Source organism: Pedococcus sp. KACC 23699 (assembly GCF_045348425.1).
Classification (GTDB): Bacteria; Actinomycetota; Actinomycetes; order Actinomycetales; family Dermatophilaceae; genus Pedococcus.
Genome location: NZ_CP157483.1, coordinates 3,736,214 through 3,758,571, shown reverse-complemented (window position 1 = coordinate 3,758,571; position 22,358 = coordinate 3,736,214). Strand labels below are relative to the sequence as shown.

The 22,358-nt window shown below is 70.8% G+C and carries 21 protein-coding genes and 1 tRNA gene; 5 read left to right on the top strand and 17 right to left on the bottom strand.

Features of this window, described 5'->3' with window-relative positions; all coding sequences use genetic code 11:
* Positions 1–18: 18 nt before the first annotated feature.
* The 9 genes from ABEG17_RS17650 to xerD form a co-directional block, all read right to left on the bottom strand.
* A tRNA-Pro gene (locus ABEG17_RS17650) sits at positions 19–92 on the bottom strand.
* Between the two features lie 145 nt (positions 93–237).
* Entirely contained in the window at positions 238–1,761 is a 1,524-nt protein-coding gene (der, locus tag ABEG17_RS17645; RefSeq protein ID WP_406830787.1) for a ribosome biogenesis GTPase Der, read from the bottom strand.
* Positions 1,762–1,814: 53 nt separating this feature from the next.
* A complete protein-coding gene (gene cmk, locus ABEG17_RS17640; RefSeq protein WP_406830786.1) occupies positions 1,815–2,519 on the bottom strand; it encodes a (d)CMP kinase in 705 nt (234 codons plus the stop codon).
* Between the two features lie 46 nt (positions 2,520–2,565).
* Positions 2,566–3,648: a prephenate dehydrogenase gene (locus tag ABEG17_RS17635; RefSeq protein WP_406830785.1), complete on the bottom strand. Its 1,083-nt coding sequence runs from the start codon at positions 3,646–3,648 to the stop codon at positions 2,566–2,568.
* Positions 3,649–3,684: 36 nt separating this feature from the next.
* Positions 3,685–4,716, bottom strand: coding sequence for a pseudouridine synthase (locus tag ABEG17_RS17630; protein WP_406830784.1), 1,032 nt, complete (start codon positions 4,714–4,716; stop codon positions 3,685–3,687).
* Positions 4,713–5,408, bottom strand: coding sequence for an SMC-Scp complex subunit ScpB (gene scpB, locus ABEG17_RS17625; RefSeq protein WP_406830783.1), 696 nt, complete (start codon positions 5,406–5,408; stop codon positions 4,713–4,715). Before scpB ends, ABEG17_RS17630 begins: the two co-directional genes overlap by 4 nt.
* Positions 5,401–6,363, bottom strand: a complete 963-nt coding sequence (locus tag ABEG17_RS17620; RefSeq protein ID WP_406830782.1) for a segregation and condensation protein A — start codon at positions 6,361–6,363, stop codon at positions 5,401–5,403. The genes scpB and ABEG17_RS17620 overlap by 8 nt, the downstream gene beginning before the upstream one ends.
* A gap of 4 nt (positions 6,364–6,367) precedes the next feature.
* Positions 6,368–7,183, bottom strand: a complete 816-nt coding sequence (locus tag ABEG17_RS17615; protein WP_406833231.1) for a ParA family protein — start codon at positions 7,181–7,183, stop codon at positions 6,368–6,370.
* 208 nt (positions 7,184–7,391) lie between these two features.
* Positions 7,392–8,342, bottom strand: a complete 951-nt coding sequence (xerD, locus tag ABEG17_RS17610; protein WP_406830781.1) for a site-specific tyrosine recombinase XerD — start codon at positions 8,340–8,342, stop codon at positions 7,392–7,394.
* Here xerD and ABEG17_RS17605 point away from each other — a divergent pair.
* Entirely contained in the window at positions 8,341–8,949 is a 609-nt protein-coding gene (locus ABEG17_RS17605) for a hypothetical protein (protein ID WP_406830780.1), read from the top strand. The genes xerD and ABEG17_RS17605 overlap by 2 nt on opposite strands.
* Here ABEG17_RS17605 and ABEG17_RS17600 read toward each other — a convergent pair.
* Genes ABEG17_RS17600 through ABEG17_RS17590 form a run of 3 tightly spaced genes read right to left on the bottom strand, consistent with a single transcriptional unit; the run spans position 8,923 to position 12,236 of the window.
* Entirely contained in the window at positions 8,923–10,176 is a 1,254-nt protein-coding gene (locus ABEG17_RS17600) for a 4-alpha-glucanotransferase (protein ID WP_406830779.1), read from the bottom strand. The genes ABEG17_RS17605 and ABEG17_RS17600 overlap by 27 nt on opposite strands.
* Before the next feature lie 3 nt (positions 10,177–10,179).
* A complete protein-coding gene (gene hisS / locus ABEG17_RS17595) occupies positions 10,180–11,547 on the bottom strand; it encodes a histidine--tRNA ligase (RefSeq protein ID WP_406833230.1) in 1,368 nt (455 codons plus the stop codon).
* Entirely contained in the window at positions 11,535–12,236 is a 702-nt protein-coding gene (locus ABEG17_RS17590) for an MBL fold metallo-hydrolase (RefSeq protein WP_406830778.1), read from the bottom strand. The genes hisS and ABEG17_RS17590 overlap by 13 nt, the downstream gene beginning before the upstream one ends.
* Positions 12,237–12,280: 44 nt before the next feature.
* Here ABEG17_RS17590 and ABEG17_RS17585 point away from each other — a divergent pair, with 44 nt between their 5' ends.
* The 4 genes from ABEG17_RS17585 to ABEG17_RS17570 are packed head-to-tail and all read left to right on the top strand — an operon-like array spanning position 12,281 to position 15,779.
* Positions 12,281–13,108, top strand: coding sequence for a peptidylprolyl isomerase (locus tag ABEG17_RS17585; protein ID WP_406830777.1), 828 nt, complete (start codon positions 12,281–12,283; stop codon positions 13,106–13,108).
* Position 13,109: 1 nt separating this feature from the next.
* Positions 13,110–14,699, top strand: coding sequence for a DUF349 domain-containing protein (locus ABEG17_RS17580; RefSeq protein WP_406830776.1), 1,590 nt, complete (start codon positions 13,110–13,112; stop codon positions 14,697–14,699).
* 11 nt (positions 14,700–14,710) lie between these two features.
* Positions 14,711–15,352, top strand: coding sequence for an FMN-binding negative transcriptional regulator (locus tag ABEG17_RS17575; RefSeq protein ID WP_406830775.1), 642 nt, complete (start codon positions 14,711–14,713; stop codon positions 15,350–15,352).
* 4 nt (positions 15,353–15,356) lie between these two features.
* Entirely contained in the window at positions 15,357–15,779 is a 423-nt protein-coding gene (locus ABEG17_RS17570; protein WP_406830774.1) for a hypothetical protein, read from the top strand.
* Positions 15,780–15,883: 104 nt separating this feature from the next.
* On the opposite strand, the gene ABEG17_RS17565 is transcribed toward ABEG17_RS17570, so the two are convergent.
* The 5 genes from ABEG17_RS17565 to yajC are packed head-to-tail and all read right to left on the bottom strand — an operon-like array spanning position 15,884 to position 22,158.
* Positions 15,884–18,190, bottom strand: a complete 2,307-nt coding sequence (locus ABEG17_RS17565; RefSeq protein ID WP_406830773.1) for a RelA/SpoT family protein — start codon at positions 18,188–18,190, stop codon at positions 15,884–15,886.
* A 32-nt stretch (positions 18,191–18,222) separates the two neighbouring features.
* Entirely contained in the window at positions 18,223–18,771 is a 549-nt protein-coding gene (locus ABEG17_RS17560; RefSeq protein ID WP_406830772.1) for an adenine phosphoribosyltransferase, read from the bottom strand.
* Between the two features lie 49 nt (positions 18,772–18,820).
* A complete protein-coding gene (gene secF, locus ABEG17_RS17555; protein WP_406830771.1) occupies positions 18,821–20,005 on the bottom strand; it encodes a protein translocase subunit SecF in 1,185 nt (394 codons plus the stop codon).
* Positions 20,002–21,834 carry a protein translocase subunit SecD gene (secD, locus tag ABEG17_RS17550; protein ID WP_406830770.1) on the bottom strand — a complete coding sequence of 611 codons (1,833 nt, stop codon included), beginning with the start codon at positions 21,832–21,834 and terminating at the stop codon, positions 20,002–20,004. Before secD ends, secF begins: the two co-directional genes overlap by 4 nt.
* A gap of 12 nt (positions 21,835–21,846) precedes the next feature.
* A complete protein-coding gene (gene yajC / locus ABEG17_RS17545) occupies positions 21,847–22,158 on the bottom strand; it encodes a preprotein translocase subunit YajC (protein WP_406830769.1) in 312 nt (103 codons plus the stop codon).
* Positions 22,159–22,358: the final 200 nt, after the last annotated feature.

The window sequence follows — 22,358 nt, the reverse complement described above, 5'->3', positions numbered from 1 at the left end:
CACATCGGACCCCGCTCGTCGGGCTGACAGGATTTGAACCTGCGACCCCTTGACCCCCAGTCAAGTGCGCTACCAAGCTGCGCTACAGCCCGTTGTTGAGTTTTCGCCCCTGCCGAACCCAGCCGAAGCAGGCCCGCGGGAGCGAACGAAACACTAGCGCACGGCATACCCCGCCTTGAAATCGGTATGCCGTGCGGCCGGTGCCGCGCGACGCCCAGGGCCACGCGGAGCTGCGGACTACTTGCGCTTGCGCTTCTCGCGGACACGGACCGAGACCTCGATCGGCGTGCCCTCGAAGCCGAACTCCTCACGCAGGCGACGCTCGAGGAAGCGGCGGTAGCCGGCCTCGAGGAAGCCGGAGGCGAAGATGACGAACCGCGGCGGGCGCGTGGAAGCCTGGGTGGCAAAGAGGATTCGCGGCTGCTTGCCACCGCGGACCGGGTGCGGGTTGGAGGCCACGACCTCGCCGAAGAACGCGTTGAGGCGACCGGTCGGCACGCGGTAGTCCCACGAGTCGAGCGCCTTCTCCAGGGCTGGCACGAGCTTCTCGACCGAGCGGCCGGTCTTGGCGGAGATGTTGACGCGCGGAGCCCACGGGATCTGCACGAGCTCGCGCTCGATCTCGCGCTCGAGGTAGTAGCGACGTTCCTCGTCGAGGGTGTCCCACTTGTTGTAGGCGACCACGAGCGAGCGGCCGGCGTCGATGACCTGCTGCACGACGCGGATGTCCTGCTCGGCGATCTGCTGCTCGGCGTCGATGAGGACGACGGCAACCTCGGCCTTCTCCAGCGCTGTCTGCGTGCGCAGGGAGGCGTAGAAGTCGGCCCCGCGGGTCTGGTGGACCCGGCGACGGATGCCGGCGGTGTCGACGAAGCGCCAGGTCTTGCCACCGAGCTCGATGAACTCGTCCACCGGGTCCCGGGTGGTGCCGGCGACGTTGTCGACGACGACGCGGTCCTCGCCGGCGAGCTTGTTGAGCAGCGAGGACTTGCCGACGTTCGGGCGGCCGATGAGGGCCACGCGACGGGGGCCACCGCGCTGGTAGGCCTCGGAGTTGGCTGCCACCGAGGGCAGCACGTCGAGGACGGCGTCGAGGACGTCCCCGCTGCCGCGACCGTGCAGGGCCGAGACCGGCCACGGCTGGCCGAGCCCGAGGTTCCACAGGGCGGCGGCGTCGGCCTCGGTGCGCTGGTCGTCGACCTTGTTGGCGACCAGGACGACCGGCTTGCCGGAACGGCGCAGCAGCTTGACGACGGCCTCGTCGTCGTCGGTCGCGCCGACCGTGGCGTCCACGACGAACATCACCACGTCGGCGAGGTCCACAGCCACCTCGGCCTGCTCGGCCACCCGCAGGTGGATGCCGGTGGCGTCGATCTCCCAGCCACCGGTGTCGACGAGGGTGAAGCGGCGCCCTGCCCAGTCGGCGTCGTAGGCCACGCGGTCGCGGGTCACCCCCGGCACGTCCTCGACGACGGCCTCGCGTCGGCCGAGGATGCGGTTGACCAGGGTCGACTTGCCGACGTTGGGGCGGCCGACGACGGCCACGACGGGCAGCGGTCCACTGCCGACGACGAAGCCGTCCTCGTCGACGTCACCGTCGATCAGGGAGCGGTCCTCGTCGGTGAGGTCGAAGTCCTCCAACCCCACGCGCAGGGCGCGCTCGACGGTCGAGTCGTCGGTCAGGTGCTCACTCACGGGAAATCCTTGCGTTGGTCTGTGTTCGGGCCACGGCGCGCGGTATGGCGCGGGGCCGCCCCACATTGTCGCGCACTTTTCGGTGCGCTCGGGACACGCACGCACGACCAGCCCCTGGGTCAGACCCCGATCTTGGTCGGGGCCTCCTGCCGCACCACGTCGATGACGGCCGCGATGCTCTGCTCGAAGTCGAGGTCGGAGGTGTCGACGAGCCGCACCCCGTCAGCCGCCTCGGTGAACTCCGACACCGTGGAGTCGTCGGCGTCGCGGCGCACGATCTGGTCGCGCGTGGCCTCGACGGCGTGGTCGGCGTCGTGCCCGTGCAGCTCCTTGGACCGGCGACGGAGCCTGGCCTCGACGCTGGCGGTGAGCAGCACGCGGACATCGGCGTCGGGTGCGACGACCGTGGTGATGTCGCGCCCCTCCGCGACCACTCCCCCGGTCTGCGTCGCGATCTGGTCGATGAGGTCCCGCTGCAGCTGCTGCAGGACCGGTCGGACCCCGGTGTTGGTGGCGACCTTCGAGACGACCTCGCTGACGCGCGTCACCCGGATGTCGTCCTCGATCTCGCGACCGGCGACCTGCACGCTGGCGTGCGACGGGTCGGTGCCCATGGTGAGCGGGATGTCGCGAGAAGCCTGCTCGACGGCTGAGGCGTCGTCGAGGTCGATCCCCTCCTCGAGGCACCACCAGGTGACCGCGCGGTACATCGCGCCGGTGTCGAGGTAACCGATCCCCAGCTCACGGGCGACGGCCCGGGAGACGCTGGACTTGCCGGACCCCGAGGGCCCGTCGATCGCGACGACGAGGTGCTGACTGCTCATGGCGGACCAGCCTATGGGCACGGCGGCGGGTCCAGCACCCCACCGGTCAGCCGTGCAGCCGCCAGCCGCGGGCCTGGAGCTCGTCGCCGAGCCGCTCGGCCACAGCGGGCAGCACCGAGACCTCGGCCAGCCCGAACGGCTGCCCCAGCCCGTGCTCGAGGTGCAGGTCCTCGAGGTTCACCCCGGCGTCACCGACGTCGTGCAGGAGCCGGGCCAGCTCGCCCGGCTCGTCCGGCACGAGCACCATGACGCTGGCGTATGCCGTCGGCGCGGCACCGTGCTTGCCGGGGATCCGCGCGTGGCCGGCGTTGCCCTGGGCCACGATCCGCGCCAGCACCTCACGCGCCCCGACCCCGTCACCGTCCGCCAGGGTGTCGAGCGCCGCGATGACCTCGCCGAGCTCGGCGTGCACGTGGGCCAGCACCTCGCGGACGGCCGAGGCGTTGCCAGCCAGGATCTGGGTCCACAGCTGCGGGTCGCTTGCGGCGACCCTGGTGACGTCGCGGATCCCCTGTCCCGACAGGGCGACTGCCGGGTCGGACAGCTCACGCAGACGGCCCGCGACGAGTGACGAGGCGAGCTGGGGCACGTGGGAGACCACGGCGACGGCTGCGTCGTGGTCGACCGGGCTCATCGTGCTGACGGTGCCGCCGGCGGCGGTGGCGACAGCTCGGACCGCCTCGACCGCCTCCGCCGAGGAACGGGGGTTGGGCACGACGACCCAGGCCCTGCCGTCGAACAGGTCCCCGCGGGCGGCCACCGCGCCTGAGCGTTCCCGACCGGCCATGGGGTGCGACCCGACGTACCGGGCCAGGTCACCGCCGAGTGCACTCACCCGGTCGAGCACCGCCACCTTGACCGAGGCCACGTCGGTGACGACCGCCGACGGCCACAGCTCGAGCTCCCGCGCCACGACCTCGCCCGCCACGTCCGGAGGAGCAGCGACCACCACGACGTCGGGCGCCGGATCCTCTTGCGACGCAAGCGAACCCGCGCCGAGGTCCCGTGCCAGGGCCGAGGCGGTCGGTGACGGGTCGGTGAGTGCGACGGCATACCCGGCACGGCTCAGGGCGATGCCCAGGCTGGTGCCGATGAGGCCGGTGCCGACGATCCGAACGCGTGGGGTCACGACGCGAAGGCTACCCACGCGCCGTGACCCACGGGATCAGAGTCCAGCAGCGGTGTAGAGCTTGCCGACCTCGTCCTTGGTGAGCTTGCGCATCTTGCCGGGCTTGGTGTCGCCGAGGTGGATCGGCCCGACCTGTACGCGCACGAGGCTGAGCACCGGGTGACCGACGGCATCGAGCAGGCGACGCACGATGTGCTTGCGCCCTTCGTGCAGGACCACCTCGACGAGGGCCTTGCCGGGCTGGGAGTCGACCACACGGAACGAGTCGACCGAAGCCAGGCCGTCCTCGAGCTGCACACCCTCGCGCAGCTGCTTGCCCATGTCGCGCGGCACCGGGCCACGGATCTGGGCGAGGTAGGTCTTGAGGACGCCGTACTGCGGGTGCTGGAGGCGGTGCGCGAGCTCACCGTCGTTGGTGAGCAGCAGCAGGCCCTCGGTGTCGGCGTCGAGGCGACCGACATGGAACAGCCGGTCCGTGCGGTCCTTCACGTAGTCGCCGATGTTGATCCGGCCGAGCTCGTCGTTCATCGTGGTGACGACGTTGAGCGGCTTGTTGAACGCGAAGTACACCCGGCTCTCGTCGAGCTGGACCTTCACCCCATCGACGTGGACCGTCTGGTCGGGGCGGATGCGGACGCCGAGCTCGCGCACGATGTGCCCGTCCACCTCGACGCGCCCGTCCGAGATGAGGTTCTCGCACACGCGACGCGAACCGACGCCAGCGGCGGCGAGGAGCTTCTGCAGCCGGACGCCATCGGGGTCGTGCATGTCGATGACGGGCTCGGTGCGCTCCTGCGGGATGCGCGTCGGCTGGCTCTTCTTCGTCGTACCGGAGCTGCCGCGCTGCGGCCGGTCGCCACGACCGCCCGGGCCTGCGCCCGTGGAGCCACCGCGAGGACCGGGCCGACCGCCCTGGCCGCCGCTGGAGGAGCCGCGACCGGAGCCGCCGTAGCTGCGCCCGCCCGAGCCACCGGACGAGCTCGAGCCCGAACCGCCCCGACCGCCGGTCGGGCGACCGCCTCCTCGTCCTGCGCCTGCTGAGTCGTCTCTGCTGCGTGGGGGTGTCATCCGCGTCCCTGTTCTGCTATTTCGTCGAGCACATCGATTTCGGGCAGGTATGGCGCGAGCGCCGGAAGGTCGTCCAGGCTGCCCAGGCCCAGCCGCTGGAGGAAGTAGGTGGTCGTGCCGTAGAGGACCGCGCCACTCTCGGTCTCGGCGCCGAGCTCCTCGATCAGTCCGCGGTTGAGCAGGGTGCGGACGACACCGTCGACGTTGACGCCGCGCACCGCCGACACGCGCGACCGCGAGATCGGCTGGCGGTAGGCGATCACGGCGAGGGTCTCCAGCGACGCCTGCGTCAGCTTGGCCTGCTGGCCGTCGAGGAGGAACTTCTCCACGACGGGTGCGTAGTCCGAGCGGCTGTAGATCCGCCAGCCACCGGCGACCGAGCGCAGCGTGAAGCCGCGCTGCTGCTCGGCGTAGTCCTGCTCGAGCTCGTCGAGGTGGCCGCGGACGTCGTCCACCGGGAGCTCCAGCGCGGAGGCGAGGGCCATCTCGGTGACCGGCTCGTCGACGACCATGAGGACGGCCTCGATCGCGCTGCGGGCGCCACCGGGGAAGTCGTTCACGTCGAAGGCGAACTGCTCCTCGACGAGCGGTTCGTCGGTCTCCTCGTCGAGCATCTCGTCGACGTCCCCGACGACCGGTGCGTCGACCTCCTCGACGACCGGTGCGTCCTGCTCGGGCCCGGTCTCACTCATCGTCACGTTGCTCCTCGTTGGTCACCGGCGACAGCTGCTCGTCGGTCGGGTCGGCACCATCGTCCTCGGTCTCGTCGGCGTCGTCGAACTCGTCGAACTCGTCGCTCACCTCGATGTCACCGTCGTCGGTGCCGGTCCAGCGGACGGTGAGCTCCCCCAGCGCCTCGACCTGCTCGAACGCGATGGCCGCCTCCCGGAAGAGCTCGAGCAGCGCGAGGAAGCGCGCCACGATCACCAGGGTCGAGTCGGCGTCGGCGACCAGCGACCGGAACGAGCAGACACGCTCGGCCCGCAACCGCACACCGATGATGCCTGCCTGCTCACGGACGCTGACCTGCGGCGCGTGCAGGTGCTCCAGACCCACCGTGGGCGCCACCTTGGGCGTCATGGCGCGCGCGGCGATCATCGCGAGCTGCTCGGGGGTGATCCCCATGACGAGCTCCGGCAGGAGCTTGGCGAACTGCGGCTCGATCCCGGCCTGACGTGGCGTCATCCGCCCGGCCGTCGCCATCCGCTCGGCGAAGGTGAAGGCGATGTCCTTGAAGGCGCGGTACTGCAGCAGGCGGGCGAAGAGCAGGTCGCGGGCCTCGATGAGGGCGAGGTCCTCCTCGTCCTGCGGACCGGTCTGCGGCAGCAAACGCGCGGACTTGAGGTCGAGGAGCGTCGCTGCGATGAGCAGGAACTCCGAGGCCTGCCCGAGGTCCCACTCGGTGTCGGACCTCTGCGCGGTCTTGATGTGCTCGATGAACTCGTCGGTGACCTTGGCCAGGGCGATCTCGGTGATGTCGAGCTTGTGCTTGCTGATCAGGCCGAGCAGCAGGTCGAAGGGTCCCGAGAAGACGTCGAGGTGCACCTCGAACGGGACCCCGCCGCGTCGGGTGATCACCCCACCGGGTGTGGCCGGGGCGGTGGGGGGTGCCTCGTCGGCGGTGGTCGCGGTGGCCTCAGGGCTCACCGGGTCAGGCCGCCCCACCACGGGCGATCAGCTCGCGGGCCAGCTGCCGGTACGCCGCTGCGGCACCGTGCGTGGACGCGTACGTGGTGATCGGCTCAGCGGCCAGCGTCGCGTCGGGGAACTTCACCGTGCGGCTGATCACCGTGTGGAACACCTGGTCGTCGAAGTGGTCGACGACGCTGCGCACGACCTCCTTGCTGTGCAGGGTGCGCGAGTCGTACATCGTGGCGAGGATGCCGTCGACCTGCAGGCGCGGGTTGAGCCGATCGGTGATCTTGTCGATCGTCTCGACCAGCAGCGCGACGCCTCGCATCGCGAAGAACTCGCACTCGAGCGGGATCAGGACGCCGTGGGCGGCGGTGAGGGCGTTGACGGTGAGCAGGCCCAACGACGGCTGGCAGTCGATCATGATGACGTCGTAGTCGTCCATGACCGGGCGCAGCACGCGGGCCAGGATCTGCTCGCGAGCCACCTCGCCGACGAGCTGGACCTCGGCGGCCGACAGGTCGATGTTGGCCGGGATGACGTCGAGGTTGGGCGTTGACGTGGACTGGATGACGTCGCGGACGTCGTGGCCACGCTCCACGAGCAGGTTGTAGATGGTGACGTCGAGCTCGTTGGCCCGGACGCCCAGACCCACGGACAGCGCGCCCTGCGGGTCGAAGTCGACGAGCAGCACCTTGCGGCCCACCTCGGCCAGCGCTGCACCGAGGTTGATGGTCGTCGTGGTCTTGCCGACGCCACCCTTCTGGTTGCACATCGCGATGATGCGCGCAGGACCGTGGCTGCTCAGGGGGGCGGGCTCGGGGAAGTCCGGCATCGGGCGGCCGGTCGGGCCGACGAGTCCGGCGCCCACCGCCTCCGTGCCCGGGAGGCGGGCGTGGCCGCTCTCACTGGTGTTGACGGACGACTCCGGGGTGTCCTGGGCGGACGGTTGCGACTGCGTGGTCACCTCAGGTTCCACAGACGTTTCACTCCCGGTGCGTTGGCGTACGGCGGTCAGCCTCTCGCTGATCGGGACGACCCTATCAGCGGGCGCGGGGATGGCTCTGTGCGTACACCTCACGCAGCCGCTGCACCGTGACGAGCGTGTAGATCTGCGTGGTGGTGACCGAGGCGTGCCCCAGCAGCTCCTGCACGACCCTGACGTCGGCGCCGCCGTCCAGCAGGTGGGTGGCGAAGGAGTGCCGCAGGGTGTGCGGGGACACGTGACCCGACAGCTGGGCCCGCTCGGCGGCCGTCCGCATCACCGCCCAGGCGGACTGCCGCGACAACCGTCCGCCGCGCTGGTTGAGGAACACCGCGGGTGTGCCGCGGCCCTGCGTGGCCAGGGCGGGGCGACCCCGCACGAGGTACGCGCCGATGGCCTCGGCCGCATACGACCCCAGGGGGACGAGCCGCTCCTTGCTTCCCTTGCCGAACAACCGGACGACCCCTTCGGAGGTGTCGATGTCGTCGATGTCGAGACCGACGGCCTCGGAGATCCTGGCCCCCGCGCCATACAGGACCTCGAGCAGCGCACGGTCGCGCAGCGAGGCGGGGGTGTCCCCCACGCTCGCCGCCTCGAGCAGCCGCTCCACCTCGTCGACCCCGATGGCCTTGGGCAGCCGGGTCGGCGGCTTGGGCGGGCTCACGGCGCCGGCGGGGTCGGTCTGCACCTCCCCCTCCAGGGCGAGGAACTTGTGGAACCCGCGCACGGCCACCAGCGTGCGCGCGGCCGAGGAGGCCGCCAGGGGCGGGTGGTCGGCGCTGCCCTCACGCAGGGTGGCGAGGAAGTCGGTGACGTGCGCCTCGGTCACCGCGGCCGGGTCGTGGACCCCGTGGGCGTCGAGGTATGCCGTGTAGCGGCCGAGGTCGCGCCGGTAGGACTTCAGCGTGTTGGCGGCCATGCCGCGCTCGACGTCGAGGTGGCCCAGCCAGCTGCGGACCGCGCGCTCCATCGCGCTGGTGGGGGGCACGGATGGGAGTGTAGGCGCCATGAAGCTCTACGCAGACCTGCCGGGCCGCCGCACCCTCCAGATCCTCGCGGACCTCGGGATCGTGGCCTGGGTGTGCGCCTGGGCGTGGGTGGGACGGGTCGTCCACGACGTGACGCTCGAGCTCGCCGCACCGGGCCGACGGCTGCAGAGCGCCGGCTCGGGCTTCCGGGAGCAGATGACCGGCGCGGGCGACGCTGTCCGGGACGTGCCGCTGGTCGGCGACAAGATCGCCGCGCCGTTCCGTCAGGCCGGGACCGCGGGCACGACCATCCAGCAGGCCGGCACCGACCTCGTCGAGTCCGTCACCCGGCTGGCCAACCTGCTGGGCTGGGTGACGGCACTGGTGCCGATCGTCATCGTCGGCCTCGTCTGGGCGTTCGTCCGTGGCCGCTTCGTGCGCCGCGCCACGGCCGCCCAGCGGTTCATCGACCAGGCGGCCGACCTCGACCTGTTCGCGCTGCGGGCGATGGCCCGCCAGCCGATGCGCAAGCTGGCGGCCATCTCCCCCGACCCCACCGGCGCCTGGCGCCGGGGCGAGGAGTCGACGATCCGGGCGCTGGCCCTGCTGGAGCTGCGCGACTCAGGCCTGCACCCGCCCGCGGCCTGAGGCCTCGGTCAGCTCGCGCAGACGTGCGGCGTGCTCGCTCGTCAGGGCGCCAGGGTCCAGCTGCCACGACCAGCCGCCCTCGATGCCGGGAGCGTTCATCCGGGCCGACGAACCCAGCCCCAGCACGTCCTGGGCCTGCATCATCGCCAGGCCGCACGGCGTCGCGAGGGCGAGCTCGATCATCGCCCAGCTCGGCTCGACGTCGCCGTCGGCGCGCACCCCCTGCGCGCTCCACGCGGCACGGACCAGATCGCGCCGGTGCCCGGGCAGCTCGGCCCACCAGCCCGCGACGGTGTCGTTGTCGTGGGTGCCGGTGTAGACCACCTGGTCGGCGGCGAGGTTGACCAGGTCGTGGGTGTTGTACTCGTAGGCCGGCTCGAACCCGAACTGCAGCACCGCCATCCCGGGGAAGCCGAGCGCCTTGCGCAGGTCGATGACCGGCTGGTCGATGTCGCCGAGGTCCTCGGCCAGCACGGGCAGCGACCCGAGCGCCGCACGCGCCGCGTCGAACACGGCTCGGCCCGGGCCGGTCTCCCACTGGCCATTGAGGGCGGTCTCGTCCCCCGCGGGGATGGCCCAGTAGGCCGCGAACCCGCGGAAGTGGTCGACCCGCACGAGGTCGAACAGCGCGAAGGTCCGTCGCAGCCGCTCGATCCACCACTGGTAGCCGTCATCGGCGAGGGCGTCCCAGCGGTAGAGCGGGTTGCCCCACAGCTGGCCCGTGGCGGCATAGGCGTCCGGCGGGCAGCCGGACACGGCGTCGTCGCGGAAGAACTGCGGCCAGGCCCGTTCGTCCGCGCCGTCGGGCGCGACGTAGATCGGGACGTCGCCGAGGATCTGGATGCCGCGGTCGTGGGCGTAGGTGCGCAGGGCGGACCACTCCCGGTCGAACCGCACCTGGTCGGCGAGGTCGCCACCAAAGCTGGTCCACGAGTCGACCCAGTAGGCCTCCCGCTCGGCGAAGGCGTCGAGCTCGGCCCGGCTGACCGGGGCGTCCGGCTCCTCCAGCAGCGCCGGGGAGGCGGCGAAGGCCGACGGCGACTTGTAGGGCGAGCGGTGCTGGTCCGGCACGGACACCGGAAGCACCTGCCACACCGACTGTCCCGCCTCGACGAGCCAGTCGACGAAGTCCCGCGCGGGCTGGCCGAGGCGGCCGCCGGGCAGGGAGGTGATGTGCAGCTGGACCCCGCTGGCGCGGGAATCCGTCAGGGGCGCGGTGGTGTCCATGGATCAGCTCTCGGTGCGCAGGATCTGGGGGTGTAGGTCGTTGGCCGGCGGTTGCCAGGTCGCAGCGTCGGCATCGACCTGCTCGCCGGACCGGATGTCCTTGACCTGGTCGCGGCTGCCCTCCGCCACGTCACCGTTGGAGTCGCCCGCGCCGGGGAACCAGACGTACGGCATCCCCCGCCGCTCGGCATACCGGATCTGCTTGCCGAACTTGGCCGGCTTGGGCGCGACCTCGCACGGTATGCCGCGGGCGCGCAGCTGGGTCGCGACGCGGGTCGACGTGGCGCGGGAGTCCTCGTCGTTGACGGCGACCAGGACGCAGGCAGGGGTGGAACGGCTCGCGGTGAGCAGCTTCTGGCCCAGGAGCAGGCCGAGCAGGCGCGAGACACCGATGGAGATGCCGACGCCGGGATAGGTCGTCTTCCCGTCCGAGGCGAGCGAGTCGTAGCGTCCGCCGGAGCAGAACGACCCCCACGACTCGTGCCCGACGAGCTGGGTCTCGTAGACCGTGCCGGTGTAGTAGTCGAGGCCGCGGGCGATCCGCAGGTCGGCGACGAGGGCACCGCGGGCGTTCGCCAACCCCGCCCTGATCACCGCAGCGAGCGCGTCGAGACCCTCGTCCAGGGTCGGGTGGCTCACGCCGAGCTCGCGGACGCGATCGACAAACGCCAGGTCCTCGGTGCGGATGGCTGCCAGGGCCAGGCACTGGTCGGCCTGCTCACGGGTGAGCCCGGACTCGACGAGCAGGTCGGCGACCTTGGCAGGACCGATCTTGTCGAGCTTGTCGACGATGCGCAGCGTGCCGACGACGTCCGTGACGCCGATGCCCAGGTAGAACCCCTCGGGGATCTTGCGGTTGTTGACCTGGATGACCATCTGCCCGATCGGCAGCTTGGCGAACACCTCGGCCATGACCAGCGGGATCTCTGCCTCGAAGTGCGGTGCGAGCTCGCCGGCGTCGACCACGTCGATGTCGGCCTGGGTGAACTCGCGGTAGCGGCCCTCCTGCGGCCGCTCGCCGCGCCATACCTTCTGGATCTGGTGGCGACGGAACGGGAAGGCGAGGTGTCCGGCGTTCTCCAGCACGTAGCGGGCGAACGGGACGGTCAGGTCGAAGTGCAGGCCGAGGGCCGCGTCGCGCGCATCGCTGTCGTCGGCGGCGAGGCGGCTCACGCCGTAGATCTCCTTGTCGGCGTCGCCCCCCTTGCCGAGGAGGCGCTCGACGGGTTCGACGGCACGGGTCTCGATCGAGGGAAAGCCGTGCAGCTCGAAGGTCTCGCGGATGACGTCGAGGAAGTGCTGCTCGACGATCCGCTCGGCAGGCAGGTACTCGGGGAAACCGCTGATCGGGGAGATCTTCACGCGCTCAATCCTTGCAGGTAGGGGTTCGTCGCCCGCTCCCGCGCCATGGTCGAGGCGTCGTAGTGCCCCGGGAGCACCAGCGTGGTGTCGGGCAGGGGCAGCACGACGTCGCGCAGCGACCGGTTCATGGCAGCGGGGTCGCCACCGGGCAGGTCCGTCCGCCCGATCGACCCGGCGAAGAGCACGTCCCCGCTGAGCAGGGTGCGGTCGACGTCCACCTGGTCGCCGATGCCGTCCGGGACGGCGTCGACCGCGAACATCACCGAGCCCTCGGTGTGGCCGGGCGCGTGCAGCACGTCGAAGCCGAGCCCGGCCAGGTCGAGGTGGGTCCCGTCACCGATCTCGACGACGTTGCTGGGCTCGGTCCAGGTCGCCTTGGTGCCGAACTGCTGCTCGAGCATCGCGACCAGCCCCGGGTTGGACTGCCCGAGCAGGTCCACCAGCCGATAGCGGTCGTCGTGGTGGATGTATGCCGCCGTGTCGGCGCCGCAGACCGGCGTCACCGAGTAGACGTGGTCGATGTGGCCGTGGGTCAGCAGGACCGCTGCCGGGCGCAGCCGGTGCTCGGTCAGGACGGCCCGCAGGGTCTCCTCGATCCCGATCCCCGGGTCGACGATGACGCACTCCTCACCGGACGAAGGGGTCAGGACGTAACAGTTCGTGTCGAAGGCGGCAGCGGGAAAGGCGACGGTCAGCACGGGCGGAAGCCTAGTCACCACGCCGCCTGCCTAGACTGGCGCGCGTGACCAAGGAGCAGGAACGAGCGAGGGCGCACCGCCGCCAGGAGAAGCTGGACGCGCGAGCGGCCCAGCGCGAACGCGATGCCGCACGCAACCGCCAGGTCGCGGTGGTCGTCGCCGCCGTCCTCGTGGTCGTCGTGGCGTTCGTCATCCTGGCCACCAAGCTGGGCGGCGGGAGCACCCCTGCCGCGGCCCCGAGCGCCTCCAGCACGCCGAGCGCGTCGAGCACCCCGAGTGCGTCGACCGCCGCGGTCGCGGGGTGCACCGCTCCCCCGGCCACGCCCACCGCCGTCAAGACCCAGGGCCTGCCCGACAAGGCCACCGCCGCAGGCAAGACCTTCACCGCGGTGGTGACCACGAACTGTGGCGACATCACCCTCACGCTCGACGGAGCCAAGGCCCCTCAGACCGTTGCCTCGTTCGTGGCCCTGTCCAGGAGCAGCTACTTCAACGACGCCCCGTGCCACCGCCTCACCACCCAGGGCATCTTCGTGCTGCAGTGCGGCGACCCGCTCGGCGGCACCGGGACCGGCCCCGGCTACACGTACGGCATCGAGAACGCCCCCAAGGACGGCTCGTACCCCAAGGGCACGCTGGCCATGGCCCGCACCGACGACCCGAACAGCAACGCCGACCAGTTCTTCATCGTCTACAAGGACTCCTCGCTCCCGACCGCGGGTGGCGGCTACTCCATCTTCGGCACGGTGACCGGTGGAATGGATATTGTCGAGAAGATCGCCGCAGCAGGTGTGAGTGGTGGCGCCACCGATGGCGCCCCGGCTGCACCCATCAGCATCCTCAAGGTTGCTGTGACCGAGAAGAAGGCCTGACGTGACCGAGCAGACGCCCCCGCCAGCCCCGACCGAGCCGCAGGCTCCCGCAGAACCGCAGAGCGCGGCGGAGCAGACACCTGCGCCCGACGGTGCCGCGGCGCAGGCTCCCGCAGTCGAGGAGGCACCAGCGGCCGAGGCCCCCGCAGCCGATGAGGCACCCGCAGCCGATGAGGCACCCGCGACCGAGGACGCACCTGCGACCGAGGCTGCTGCCGCGCCGGTCCCTGCAGCGAAGCCGCGTCCGGTGCCCCGGCCGTCGGCTGTTCCTTCCCCGGCCGCGGTCCGCAAGGTCGCGCACCCCCTGCCCACCCTCACCGCAGCCGCCCCGAGCGGTCCCCCTGCCGAGACGTTCGGCCGCGTGGCCGAGGACGGCACGGTCTTCGTCCGCACGGCGGACGGCGAGAAGGAGGTCGGCGCCTACCCGGGTGCCAGCCCCGAGGAGGCGCTGCACTACTTCGCCCGCAAGTACGACGAGCTGTTCGCCTCGGCAGACCTGCTGCAGCAGCGCGTCACCACGACCGACCTGTCCGCGAAGGACGCAGCCGAGGGCCTGGCCAAGCTGCGCGAGCACGTGGCGGAGGCCGGCGTCGTCGGCGACCTCGCGGCGCTCGACGCCAAGATCGCCCAGATCGCCGACGCGGTGGCTGCTCGCAAGAAGGTCGAGAGCGCCGAGCGCAACGCCGCCCGTGCCGTGGCCGCCGCCGAGCGTGAGGCCATCGTCGCCGAGGCCGAGACGATCGCCGCACAGCCCGAGAACAAGATCCAGTGGAAGAGCAGCGGCGCCCGCATGCGCGAGCTCCTCGAGGACTGGAAGAAGCACCAGCGTGCCGGCGCCCGACTCGACCGCGAGACCGAGGGCGCGCTCTGGCAGCGTTTCAGCCAGGCCCGCAACTCCTTCGACAAGGCGCGCCGGATCCACTTCGCCCAGCTCGAGAGCACCCAGGGCGAGGCCAAGGGCGCCAAGCAGGAGCTCGTCAAGGAGGCCGAGGCCCTGGCGACCAGCACCGACTGGGGCGCCACCGCCGGTGCGTTCAAGCGGCTCATGGACCGCTGGCGCCAGGCCGGTCGCGCTTCCCGCTCCGACGACGACGCCCTGTGGGCGCGGTTCAAGGCAGCCCAGGACGCCTTCTTCACCGCCAAGGACGCCGAGGCGTCCAAGGAGGACGAGGAGTTCCGGGGCAACCTCGCCGTCAAGGAGGAGCTCCTGAAGGAGGCCGAGGCCATCCTGCCCGTCACCGACCTCGATGCGGCCAAGTCCGCTCTCCGCAGCGTCCAGGACCGCTGGGAGGCCGCCGGCAAGGTGCCTCGTGGCGACGTGGACCGCATGGAGAAGGGGATGCGTCGCATCGAGTCGGCCGTGCGCGAAGCCGACGAGAAGCGCTGGCACAAGACCAATCCCGAGGTCGCGGCCCGCGCCCAGAGCATGGTCGACCAGCTCGAGTCCTCCGTCGCCGCGCTCAAGGCCGACGTCGCCAAGGCCCAGGCCTCCGGCAACGAGAAGAAGGTCAAGGACGCCCAGTCCAAGCTCGAGGCCCAGGAGCAGTGGCTGGCCCAGGCCCGCGGCAACCTCGACGAGTTCAGCGGCTGACCGCCTCCTCCATGTACGCGCCTGCGTTCAACCGGGTCGAGGACGAGGAGGTCGCCCGGCAGATGGTGGCGCACGTCGGCGCGGGTGAGCTCGTGACGGTAGGCCCGGACGGGTACCCCGTGGCGACGTTGCTGCCCGTGCTGTGGAGCGGCGACCGGGTCCGGGCGCACCTGGCCCGGGCCAACCCGCACTGGCGCTCCATCGCCGCGGATTCCCCCAGCCTCTTGGTCGTGACCGGTCCACAGGCGTACGTGTCCCCCTCGTGGTACGCCTCGAAGGCCGAGCACGGCCGGGTGGTGCCGACCTGGAACTACACGACCGTCCACCTCACCGGCCGCGTGCGGGTCCACGACGACGTGGACTGGCTCCGTGACCTGGTCACGGCGCTCACGCAGTCGCACGAGCACGGCCGTGAACACCCGTGGAGCGTCACCGATGCCCCCGAGGCGTACGTCGAGGGGCAGCTACGCGGCATCGTCGGCGTCGAGATCGCGGTCGAGCGCGTGGAGGCCAAGGCCAAGCTCAGCCAGAACCGGTCCGACGAGGACCGTTCCGGGGTGGTCGAAGGCCTTCGCGGCGAGGCCTCCCCCGACGCCGCCGTCGTGGCCGACCTCATGGCGCCCGACCTCAGGTCGCCTGACCTGCGCGGCTGACCGGGTGGTCGACCTTGCCGGCGCGGCGCTCTTCGCCGCCACCGCCCTTCACCTCGGCTTCCAGCTCACCGTCACCGTCCTGGTCTACCCCGCCCTCGCCCGGGTGCGGCCCGAGGACTGGTCGGCGGCGCACGACGCCCACAGCCGAGCCATCGTCCCTCTCGTCGTCCTCACGTATGCCGCCCTCCTCAGCACCCTCACATGGGCGTGGGTCTCGGTCCCCACCAGCCCAGGACTCCTGCTCGCGACAGCAGGGACCGCACTCACCTTCGCGACAACTGCCTTCGTCGCCGCCCCGACCCACGCCCGCCTCGGACGAGAAGGCAGAGGCGACACCGCGATCCGCCACCTCCTGACCGCAGACAAGGCCCGAGCAGCCGGAGCAGTCCTGGCGACCGCGGGGGCGATGATCGCGCTGACAGCCTGAGCCGAGGAGGTGGGTGGCGTGGCCGGGTCGCCGGGCGTGGTGGTGTGGCCCTCGGGCCTACCATTCGCACTCCGCTTGGCAGCGCGAGTGGGCGACGCGCGGTGTCAGGCCTTGGCGGCCGTGGCCTTGGTGCCGGTGATGCGGTAGACGTCGAAGACGCCGTCGATCTTGCGGACCGCCTTCATCACGTGGTCGAGGTGGCTCGGGTCCCCCATCTCGAACGTGAACTTGGAGATGGCGACGCGGTCGCGCGACGTCTGCACCGACGCCGACAGGATGTTGACGTGCTGGTCGGACAGCACCCGCGTGACGTCGGACAGCAGGCGGTTGCGATCGAGCGCCTCGACCTGCAGCTGGACCAGGAAGACCGACGCGGAGGATGGCGCCCACTCGACCTCGATCATCCGGTCACGTTGCGAGAGAAGCGATTCCGCGTTGGTGCAGTCGGTGCGGTGAACGGAGACACCGTTGCCCCGGGTGATGAACCCCATGATCGGGTCGCCGGGCACCGGGGTGCAGCAACGGGCGAGCTTGACCCACACGTCGGCGGTGCCGACGACGACCACACCGGGGTCGCCCGAGCGGCGGCGCATCGAGCGCGTCGGTGTGGTCGCCTCCGCGAGGTCCTCGGACGCACCCTCCTCGCCGCCGAGGGAGACGACGAGCCGGCCCACCACGTGCTGGGCGGACACGTGCCCCTCGCCCACGGCGGCATACAGGGCGTCGATGTCCTGGTAGCGCAGCTCGGAGGCGAGGCCGGTGAGGGTCTCCACGGTGAGCAGGCGCTGCAGCGGCAGGCCCTCCTTGCGCATGGCCTTGGCGATCGCGTCCTTGCCGGACTCGATGGCCTCCTCACGCCGCTCCTTGGAGAACCACTGCTTGATCTTGTTGCGGGCTCGCGGTGACTTGACGAACGTGAGCCAGTCGCGTGAGGGGCCGGCGCCGTCGGCCTTGGAGGTGAGGACCTCGACGACGTCACCGTTCTCGAGGGTGGACTCCAGCGGCACGAGCCGTCCGTTGACGCGACCACCGATGCAGTGGTGGCCCACCTCCGTGTGCACGGCGTAGGCGAAGTCCACCGGCGTCGCGCCCGCGGGGAGGGCGACGACCTCGCCCTTGGGGGTGAAGACGTAGACCTCACGGGCGTTGATCTCGAACCGCAGCGAGTCGAGGAACTCCCCAGGGTCGGCCGTCTCCTTCTGCCAGTCCAGCAGCTGGCGCAGCCACGCCATGTCGTTGATCGGACCGGTCTCGCCGTCCTTGGTGCCGGGGACCGGCGCGGTCCCGTCCTCCTTGTACTTCCAGTGCGCGGCGACGCCGTACTCCGCCCGACGGTGCATGGTGTGGGTGCGGATCTGGATCTCGACCGGCTTGCCCTCGGGACCGATGACCGTCGTGTGCAGCGACTGGTACATGTTGAACTTCGGCATCGCGATGTAGTCCTTGAACCGCCCGGGCAGGGGGTTCCAGCGCGCGTGCAGGGCACCGAGCGCGGCGTAGCAGTCGCGGACGGAGTCGACCAGGACGCGCACCGCGACGAGGTCGTAGATGTCCTCGAAGTCGCGGCCGCGGACGATCATCTTCTGGTAGACGGAGTAGTAGTGCTTGGGACGACCCGTGACCGTGGCCTTGATCTTCGCAGCGCGCAGGTCCTCGCTCACCTGGTCGCGCACCCCGGAGAGGAACTCCTCACGCGCCGGCGCGCGCTCCGCCACGAGCCGCACGATCTCGTCGTACACCTTCGGGTAGAGCGTCGCGAACGACAGGTCCTCCAGCTCCCACTTGATGGTGTTCATGCCGAGCCGGTGGGCCAGGGGGGCGTAGATCTCGAGCGTCTCGCGAGCCTTGCGCTGGGCCGACTCGACCGAGACGTAGCGCCAGGTGCGGGCGTTGTGGAGCCGGTCGGCGAGCTTGATGACGAGCACCCGGATGTCGCGGGCCATGGCGACGACCATCTTGCGGACCGTCTCGGCCTGCGCGGCGTCGCCGTAGGTCACCTTGTCGAGCTTGGTGACGCCGTCGACGAGCATCGCGACCTCGCGGCCGAAGTCCTTCTCCAGCTGGGTGAGGCTGTATGACGTGTCCTCGACCGTGTCGTGCAGCAACGCGGCCGCGAGCGTCGCGGGCGTCATGCCGAGCTCGGCGAGGATCGTCGTCACGGCCAGCGGGTGGGTGATGTAGGCATCCCCGGACTTGCGCTTCTGGCCGCGGTGGGCCTCCTCGGCCACGACGTAGGCACGCTCGATGACGGTGAGGTCGGCCTTGGGGTGGGTGGCCCGGACCGTCTGCAGGAGCGGTTCGAGGACCGGGTTGGTCGGTCCACGGCTGCCGAATCGCGCCAGCCGGGCGCGGACACGGCTCGAGGAGGACGCGCCGGTGGGTACCGGCCCGGTGACGACGTCCTCACTCATGGGTTGAGCCTACGGGATCGACGAGGGTGGGATCAGTCGCCTCGGACGACCAGGCTGCAGTGCACCTCACGGCCCTGGAGACGGTCGCGACCGTGCAGGAACTCCAGCTCGATCGGCGCCTCGAAGGCGACCACCTCGGCACCAGCGTCCTCGAGCAGCCGGCAGGCCGCCTCCGCAGTTCCCCCGGTGGCCAGGACGTCGTCGACGACGAGCACGCGCTCACCACCGACGAAGGAGTCCTCGTGGATCTCGATGGTGGCGCTGCCGTACTCGAGGTCGTAGGACACGCCCACGGTCTTCCCGGGCAGCTTGCCCGCCTTGCGGACCGGCACGAACCCGATCCCGAGCTCGTGGGCCAGGGCGGCGCCGAAGATGAACCCGCGGGCCTCGATCCCCACGACCAGGTCGACGGTGCCGCGACGACGGTCGGCCATGTCGCGGACCACCGCCCCGAACGCCTCCGCGTCCGCGAGGAGCGGGGTGACGTCCTTGAAGACCACCCCGGGGCTCGGGAAGTCGGGCACGTCTCGCAGCCGGCTCGCGATGAGCGCGACCAGCGGTTCGGTGGCGGCCGTCGTCATGGTCAGGTCCTGTCGTGGTGCGTGCGGGTCCCGCGAACCGGGACGAGGGTCAGCGCCGTGACTTCGGGGGGCGCTTGGGCTGGTTGCGCGGCCCCGTCTGGGCGTACTTGTGGGTCTCGCGAACCGCCGTCGGCGCGTGCGTGCCACTGCTGCTCGCGCTCCCCCCGACCGAAGCCGACTCGAGCTCGTCAACTGCGGTGTCGTCGACGCCGTGGTCGACAGGCGCTGCGTCGGACGCGAGCACCTTGCCGCCATGACGCTGCTGGTAACGCTCGGCCTTCTTGGTCAGCTCCACCATCTCGGGCTCGTGCTCACGCATGTGCACCAGCAACGGGGTGGCGATGAAGATCGAGGAGTAGGCACCCACCGCGATACCGACGAAGAGCGCCAGCGCGAGGTCGAGCAGCGTGCCCGGGCCGAGGAACAGGAACCCGATGACGAGGATCGCGGCGATGGGCAGCAGGGCCACGACCGTCGTGTTGATCGAACGCACCAGGGTCTGGTTGACAGCGAGGTTGGCAGCCTGGGCGTACGACATCCGGCCGTTGCCCCGGGCCTCGTTGGTGTTCTCGCGAACCTTGTCGAAGACGACGACGGTGTCGTAGAGCGAGTAGCCGAGGATCGTCAGGAAGCCGATCATCGTCGCGGGCGACACCTCGAACCCGGCCAGGGCGTAGATCCCCACCGTGATGAACAGGTCGTGGAGCAGCGCGGCGAGACCGGCGACGGCCATCTTCCAGGTGCGGAAGTAGATCGCCATGACCGCGGCGACAAGAGCGAGGAAGACGGCCAGCGCCTGCAGGGCCTTCTGGCTGACCGAGGCACCCCACGAGGGCCCGACGAACGATGCGGAGGTCTTGGCGGTCGTGGTCTCGAAGGCCTTGGCGAGCGAGGCCTGCACGTCGCGGATCTCGTTGTTGGCGAGCTTCTCGGTCTGGACCCGGACGGTCGAGCCACCGACGGTGGTGACCTCCGGTGCGGCCGTGGCAGCAACGGACGTCACCGCGTCCTTGGCCCGCTGCTCGTAGTTGTCCAGGTTGGAGACCGAGGACACCCGGAACTCCGAACCGCCGCGGAACTCGAGGCTGAGGTTCAGGCCGTTGATGACCAGGCCCAGCGCGGCGACGACGATGAAGATGCCCGACAGCGCATACCAGCGCTTGTAGCGTCCGACGAAGTCGATCGAACGCTTGCCGGTGTAGAGGTCGTTGCCCAGTGCGGCGAAGTTGATCACAGCGCACTCCCGTCGTTGGTGGCCGGCGCGGTCTTGTTCATGGTGGGCATGGCGACCCGTCCTCGCCCGGCATACCGGGGCTTGGCGGCCTTCACCCCCAGGCGCTGGGGATCCAGGCCGGACCAGCGGTGGCCGCCACCGAAGAACTTGGTGCTCGACAGCAGGGCCACGACCGGGTGCGTGAACATGACGACGACCAGCAGGTCGATGAGCGTGGTCAGGCCGAGCGTGAAGGCGAACCCACGCACGTTGGACGACGCCAGCAGGTAGAGGACGAAGGCGGCGAGGAAGTTCACGCCGTCCGCGGCCAGGATCGTGCGCCGGGCACGCCGCCACCCGGTGTCGACCGCTGCGCGCAGCGGCCGGCCCTCACGGACCTCGTCACGGATGCGTTCGAAGTAGACGATGAACGAGTCGGCGGTGACACCGATGGCCACGATGAGGCCGGTGACCCCGGCCATGTCGAGCCGGAAGTTCTTCGACCACCCGAGCAGGGCGATGGACACGTAGGTCAGCAGGGCAGCGATGACGATCGACGCGACGGTGACCAGGCCGAGGGCGCGGTACTGGATCAGCGAGTAGCCGAAGACCAGGATGAAGCCGATCACCCCGGCGACCAGGCCCATCCGGAGCTGTTCGCCACCCAGGGTGGGGCTGATCTGGTCGCGGGTCTGCAGGTCGAAGGACAGCGGCAGGGCGCCGAACTTCAGCTGCTGGGCCAGGTCTCGGGCTTCGACGATGGTGAAGCCGCCGGTGATGCTCGCCTGGCCGTCGAGGATGGCCGCCTGCGCGGTCGGCGCGGTGAGGACCTGGGAGTCCAGGGTCACGGCGAACCGGTTGCGCGGGTCCTCGAGGCTGACCAGGCGCTTGGTGACGTTGCCGAAGGCCGTCGTGCCGCTGCCGTTGAAGGACAGGCGGATCTCGACGGTGCCGGACGGCTGGCCGTTGCTGAGGGGCTGGTAGCCCGCGACGGCGTCCTTGATCTGGTCGCCACGGACTTCGACCGGGCCGAGGATGTACTTCTCGGTGCCGTCGTTCTTGCAGGTGACCAGGGGCTTGGCGGGGTCGTCGACGATCCCGTCGAGCACTCCCGGCTTGGCGCAGTCGAGCGCCTGGAACTCCTTGGTGAGCTCAGGGGTGATCTGGGCGAGGTCGCTGGCGTTGGCCGGGGCGGCACCGCTCGAGGTCGGGGCCGGCGTCGTCGGCGTCGCCGCGCCCGTGGTGGCACTCGGGGCGGGCGTCGTGGCGGTCGGGGCCGTCGTGGCCTTGACGAACGCCCCGGGCAGGCCGCTCTTGGCGGTCGTGGTGGCGCCGGTGGCCTTCGGCGGGGTCGCCGAGCTGCTCGGCTTTGCGGTGGCCGTGCCCGTCGCCTTGCCCGTCGCCGTCCCAGTGGGGGCGCCGGTCGACGTGCCGGTGGGGACCGGGATGTTGGTGCCCGGAGCCGCGGCCAGCACGGGCCGGAACTGCATCTGCGAGGAACGGCGGATGGCGTCCTCGGTGGTCTTGTCGGGCGTGCCTGGCATGCTCACGACGATGTTCTGGCCACCGGTCGTGGTCACCTCCGCGCCGGCCACACCGTTGGAGTCGACGCGCTGCACGATGATGTCGCGCGCCTGGTTGAGCTGGTCGGTCGAGACCTTGGCGTTGCCCACGAGGCGCGGCGCCAGGACCAGCTGGGTGCCACCGGCGAGGTCGAGCCCGAGCTTGGGCGCGAACTGCGCCGTGCCCCAGGTCGCCGCCGCGAAGAGCAGGCCGTAGAGGCCGATGGTGATGGCCGCCAGCGCTGCGAGGACCTTCAGCGGCTTGCGGTTGTACGGGTTGATTGCCACGGGTGGTGACCTCTACTCGGTGGCGCCGGGGGTGCCCGGCTGGTCGGGCGCCGTGGTGGCGGGGGTCTTCAGGCCGATGGCGCGGCGGTCGAACCGCAGCACGACCCCGGGGGCCACCTCGAGGGTGACGACGGAGTCCTGGATGGAACGCACCGTGCCGAACAGTCCCGAGGTCGTGCAGACCTCGTCGCCGACCGCCAACCCCGCCTGGAGGGTCTGGACCTCGCGCTGCCGCCGCCGCTGGTTGAACACCATGAAGATGATGAGCAGCACGGGCAGGGCGAAGATCAGCAGGCTGGCTATGGGCGAGCCGCCATTCGACATGGAGGATCCCTTCACGGTTGGCAGGTGGTGCGCGCAGCCGGGTCATCGGGCACGCACAAGTCCCGACGCGTGGCCGGTGACCGCCCGAGTCTAGGTGACGCACCGCATACCGACCAACGTGCCTCACCGTGGTCGCGTTCCAATTGTGACCATTCCTGGGCCCGTCCGGCGCCGCCTCGCGCGGCGCACCTCGCGCCGGT

Excerpts from the sequence above, each read along its gene's own strand:
- der (WP_406830787.1), bottom strand. The coding sequence starts at position 1,761 with ATGTGGGGCGGCCCCGCGCCATACCGCGCGCCGTGGCCCGAACACAGA.
- cmk (WP_406830786.1), bottom strand. The coding sequence starts at position 2,519 with ATGAGCAGTCAGCACCTCGTCGTCGCGATCGACGGGCCCTCGGGGTCC.
- ABEG17_RS17630 (WP_406830784.1), bottom strand. The coding sequence starts at position 4,716 with ATGACACCCCCACGCAGCAGAGACGACTCAGCAGGCGCAGGACGAGGA.
- scpB (WP_406830783.1), bottom strand. The coding sequence starts at position 5,408 with ATGAGTGAGACCGGGCCCGAGCAGGACGCACCGGTCGTCGAGGAGGTC.
- ABEG17_RS17615 (WP_406833231.1), bottom strand. The coding sequence starts at position 7,183 with ATGCCGGACTTCCCCGAGCCCGCCCCCCTGAGCAGCCACGGTCCTGCG.
- ABEG17_RS17605 (WP_406830780.1), top strand. The coding sequence starts at position 8,341 with ATGAAGCTCTACGCAGACCTGCCGGGCCGCCGCACCCTCCAGATCCTC.
- xerD (WP_406830781.1), bottom strand. The coding sequence starts at position 8,342 with ATGGCGCCTACACTCCCATCCGTGCCCCCCACCAGCGCGATGGAGCGC.
- ABEG17_RS17600 (WP_406830779.1), bottom strand. The coding sequence starts at position 10,176 with ATGGACACCACCGCGCCCCTGACGGATTCCCGCGCCAGCGGGGTCCAG.
- ABEG17_RS17575 (WP_406830775.1), top strand. The coding sequence starts at position 14,711 with ATGTACGCGCCTGCGTTCAACCGGGTCGAGGACGAGGAGGTCGCCCGG.
- ABEG17_RS17565 (WP_406830773.1), bottom strand. The coding sequence starts at position 18,190 with ATGAGTGAGGACGTCGTCACCGGGCCGGTACCCACCGGCGCGTCCTCC.
- ABEG17_RS17560 (WP_406830772.1), bottom strand. The coding sequence starts at position 18,771 with ATGACGACGGCCGCCACCGAACCGCTGGTCGCGCTCATCGCGAGCCGG.
- yajC (WP_406830769.1), bottom strand. The coding sequence starts at position 22,158 with ATGTCGAATGGCGGCTCGCCCATAGCCAGCCTGCTGATCTTCGCCCTG.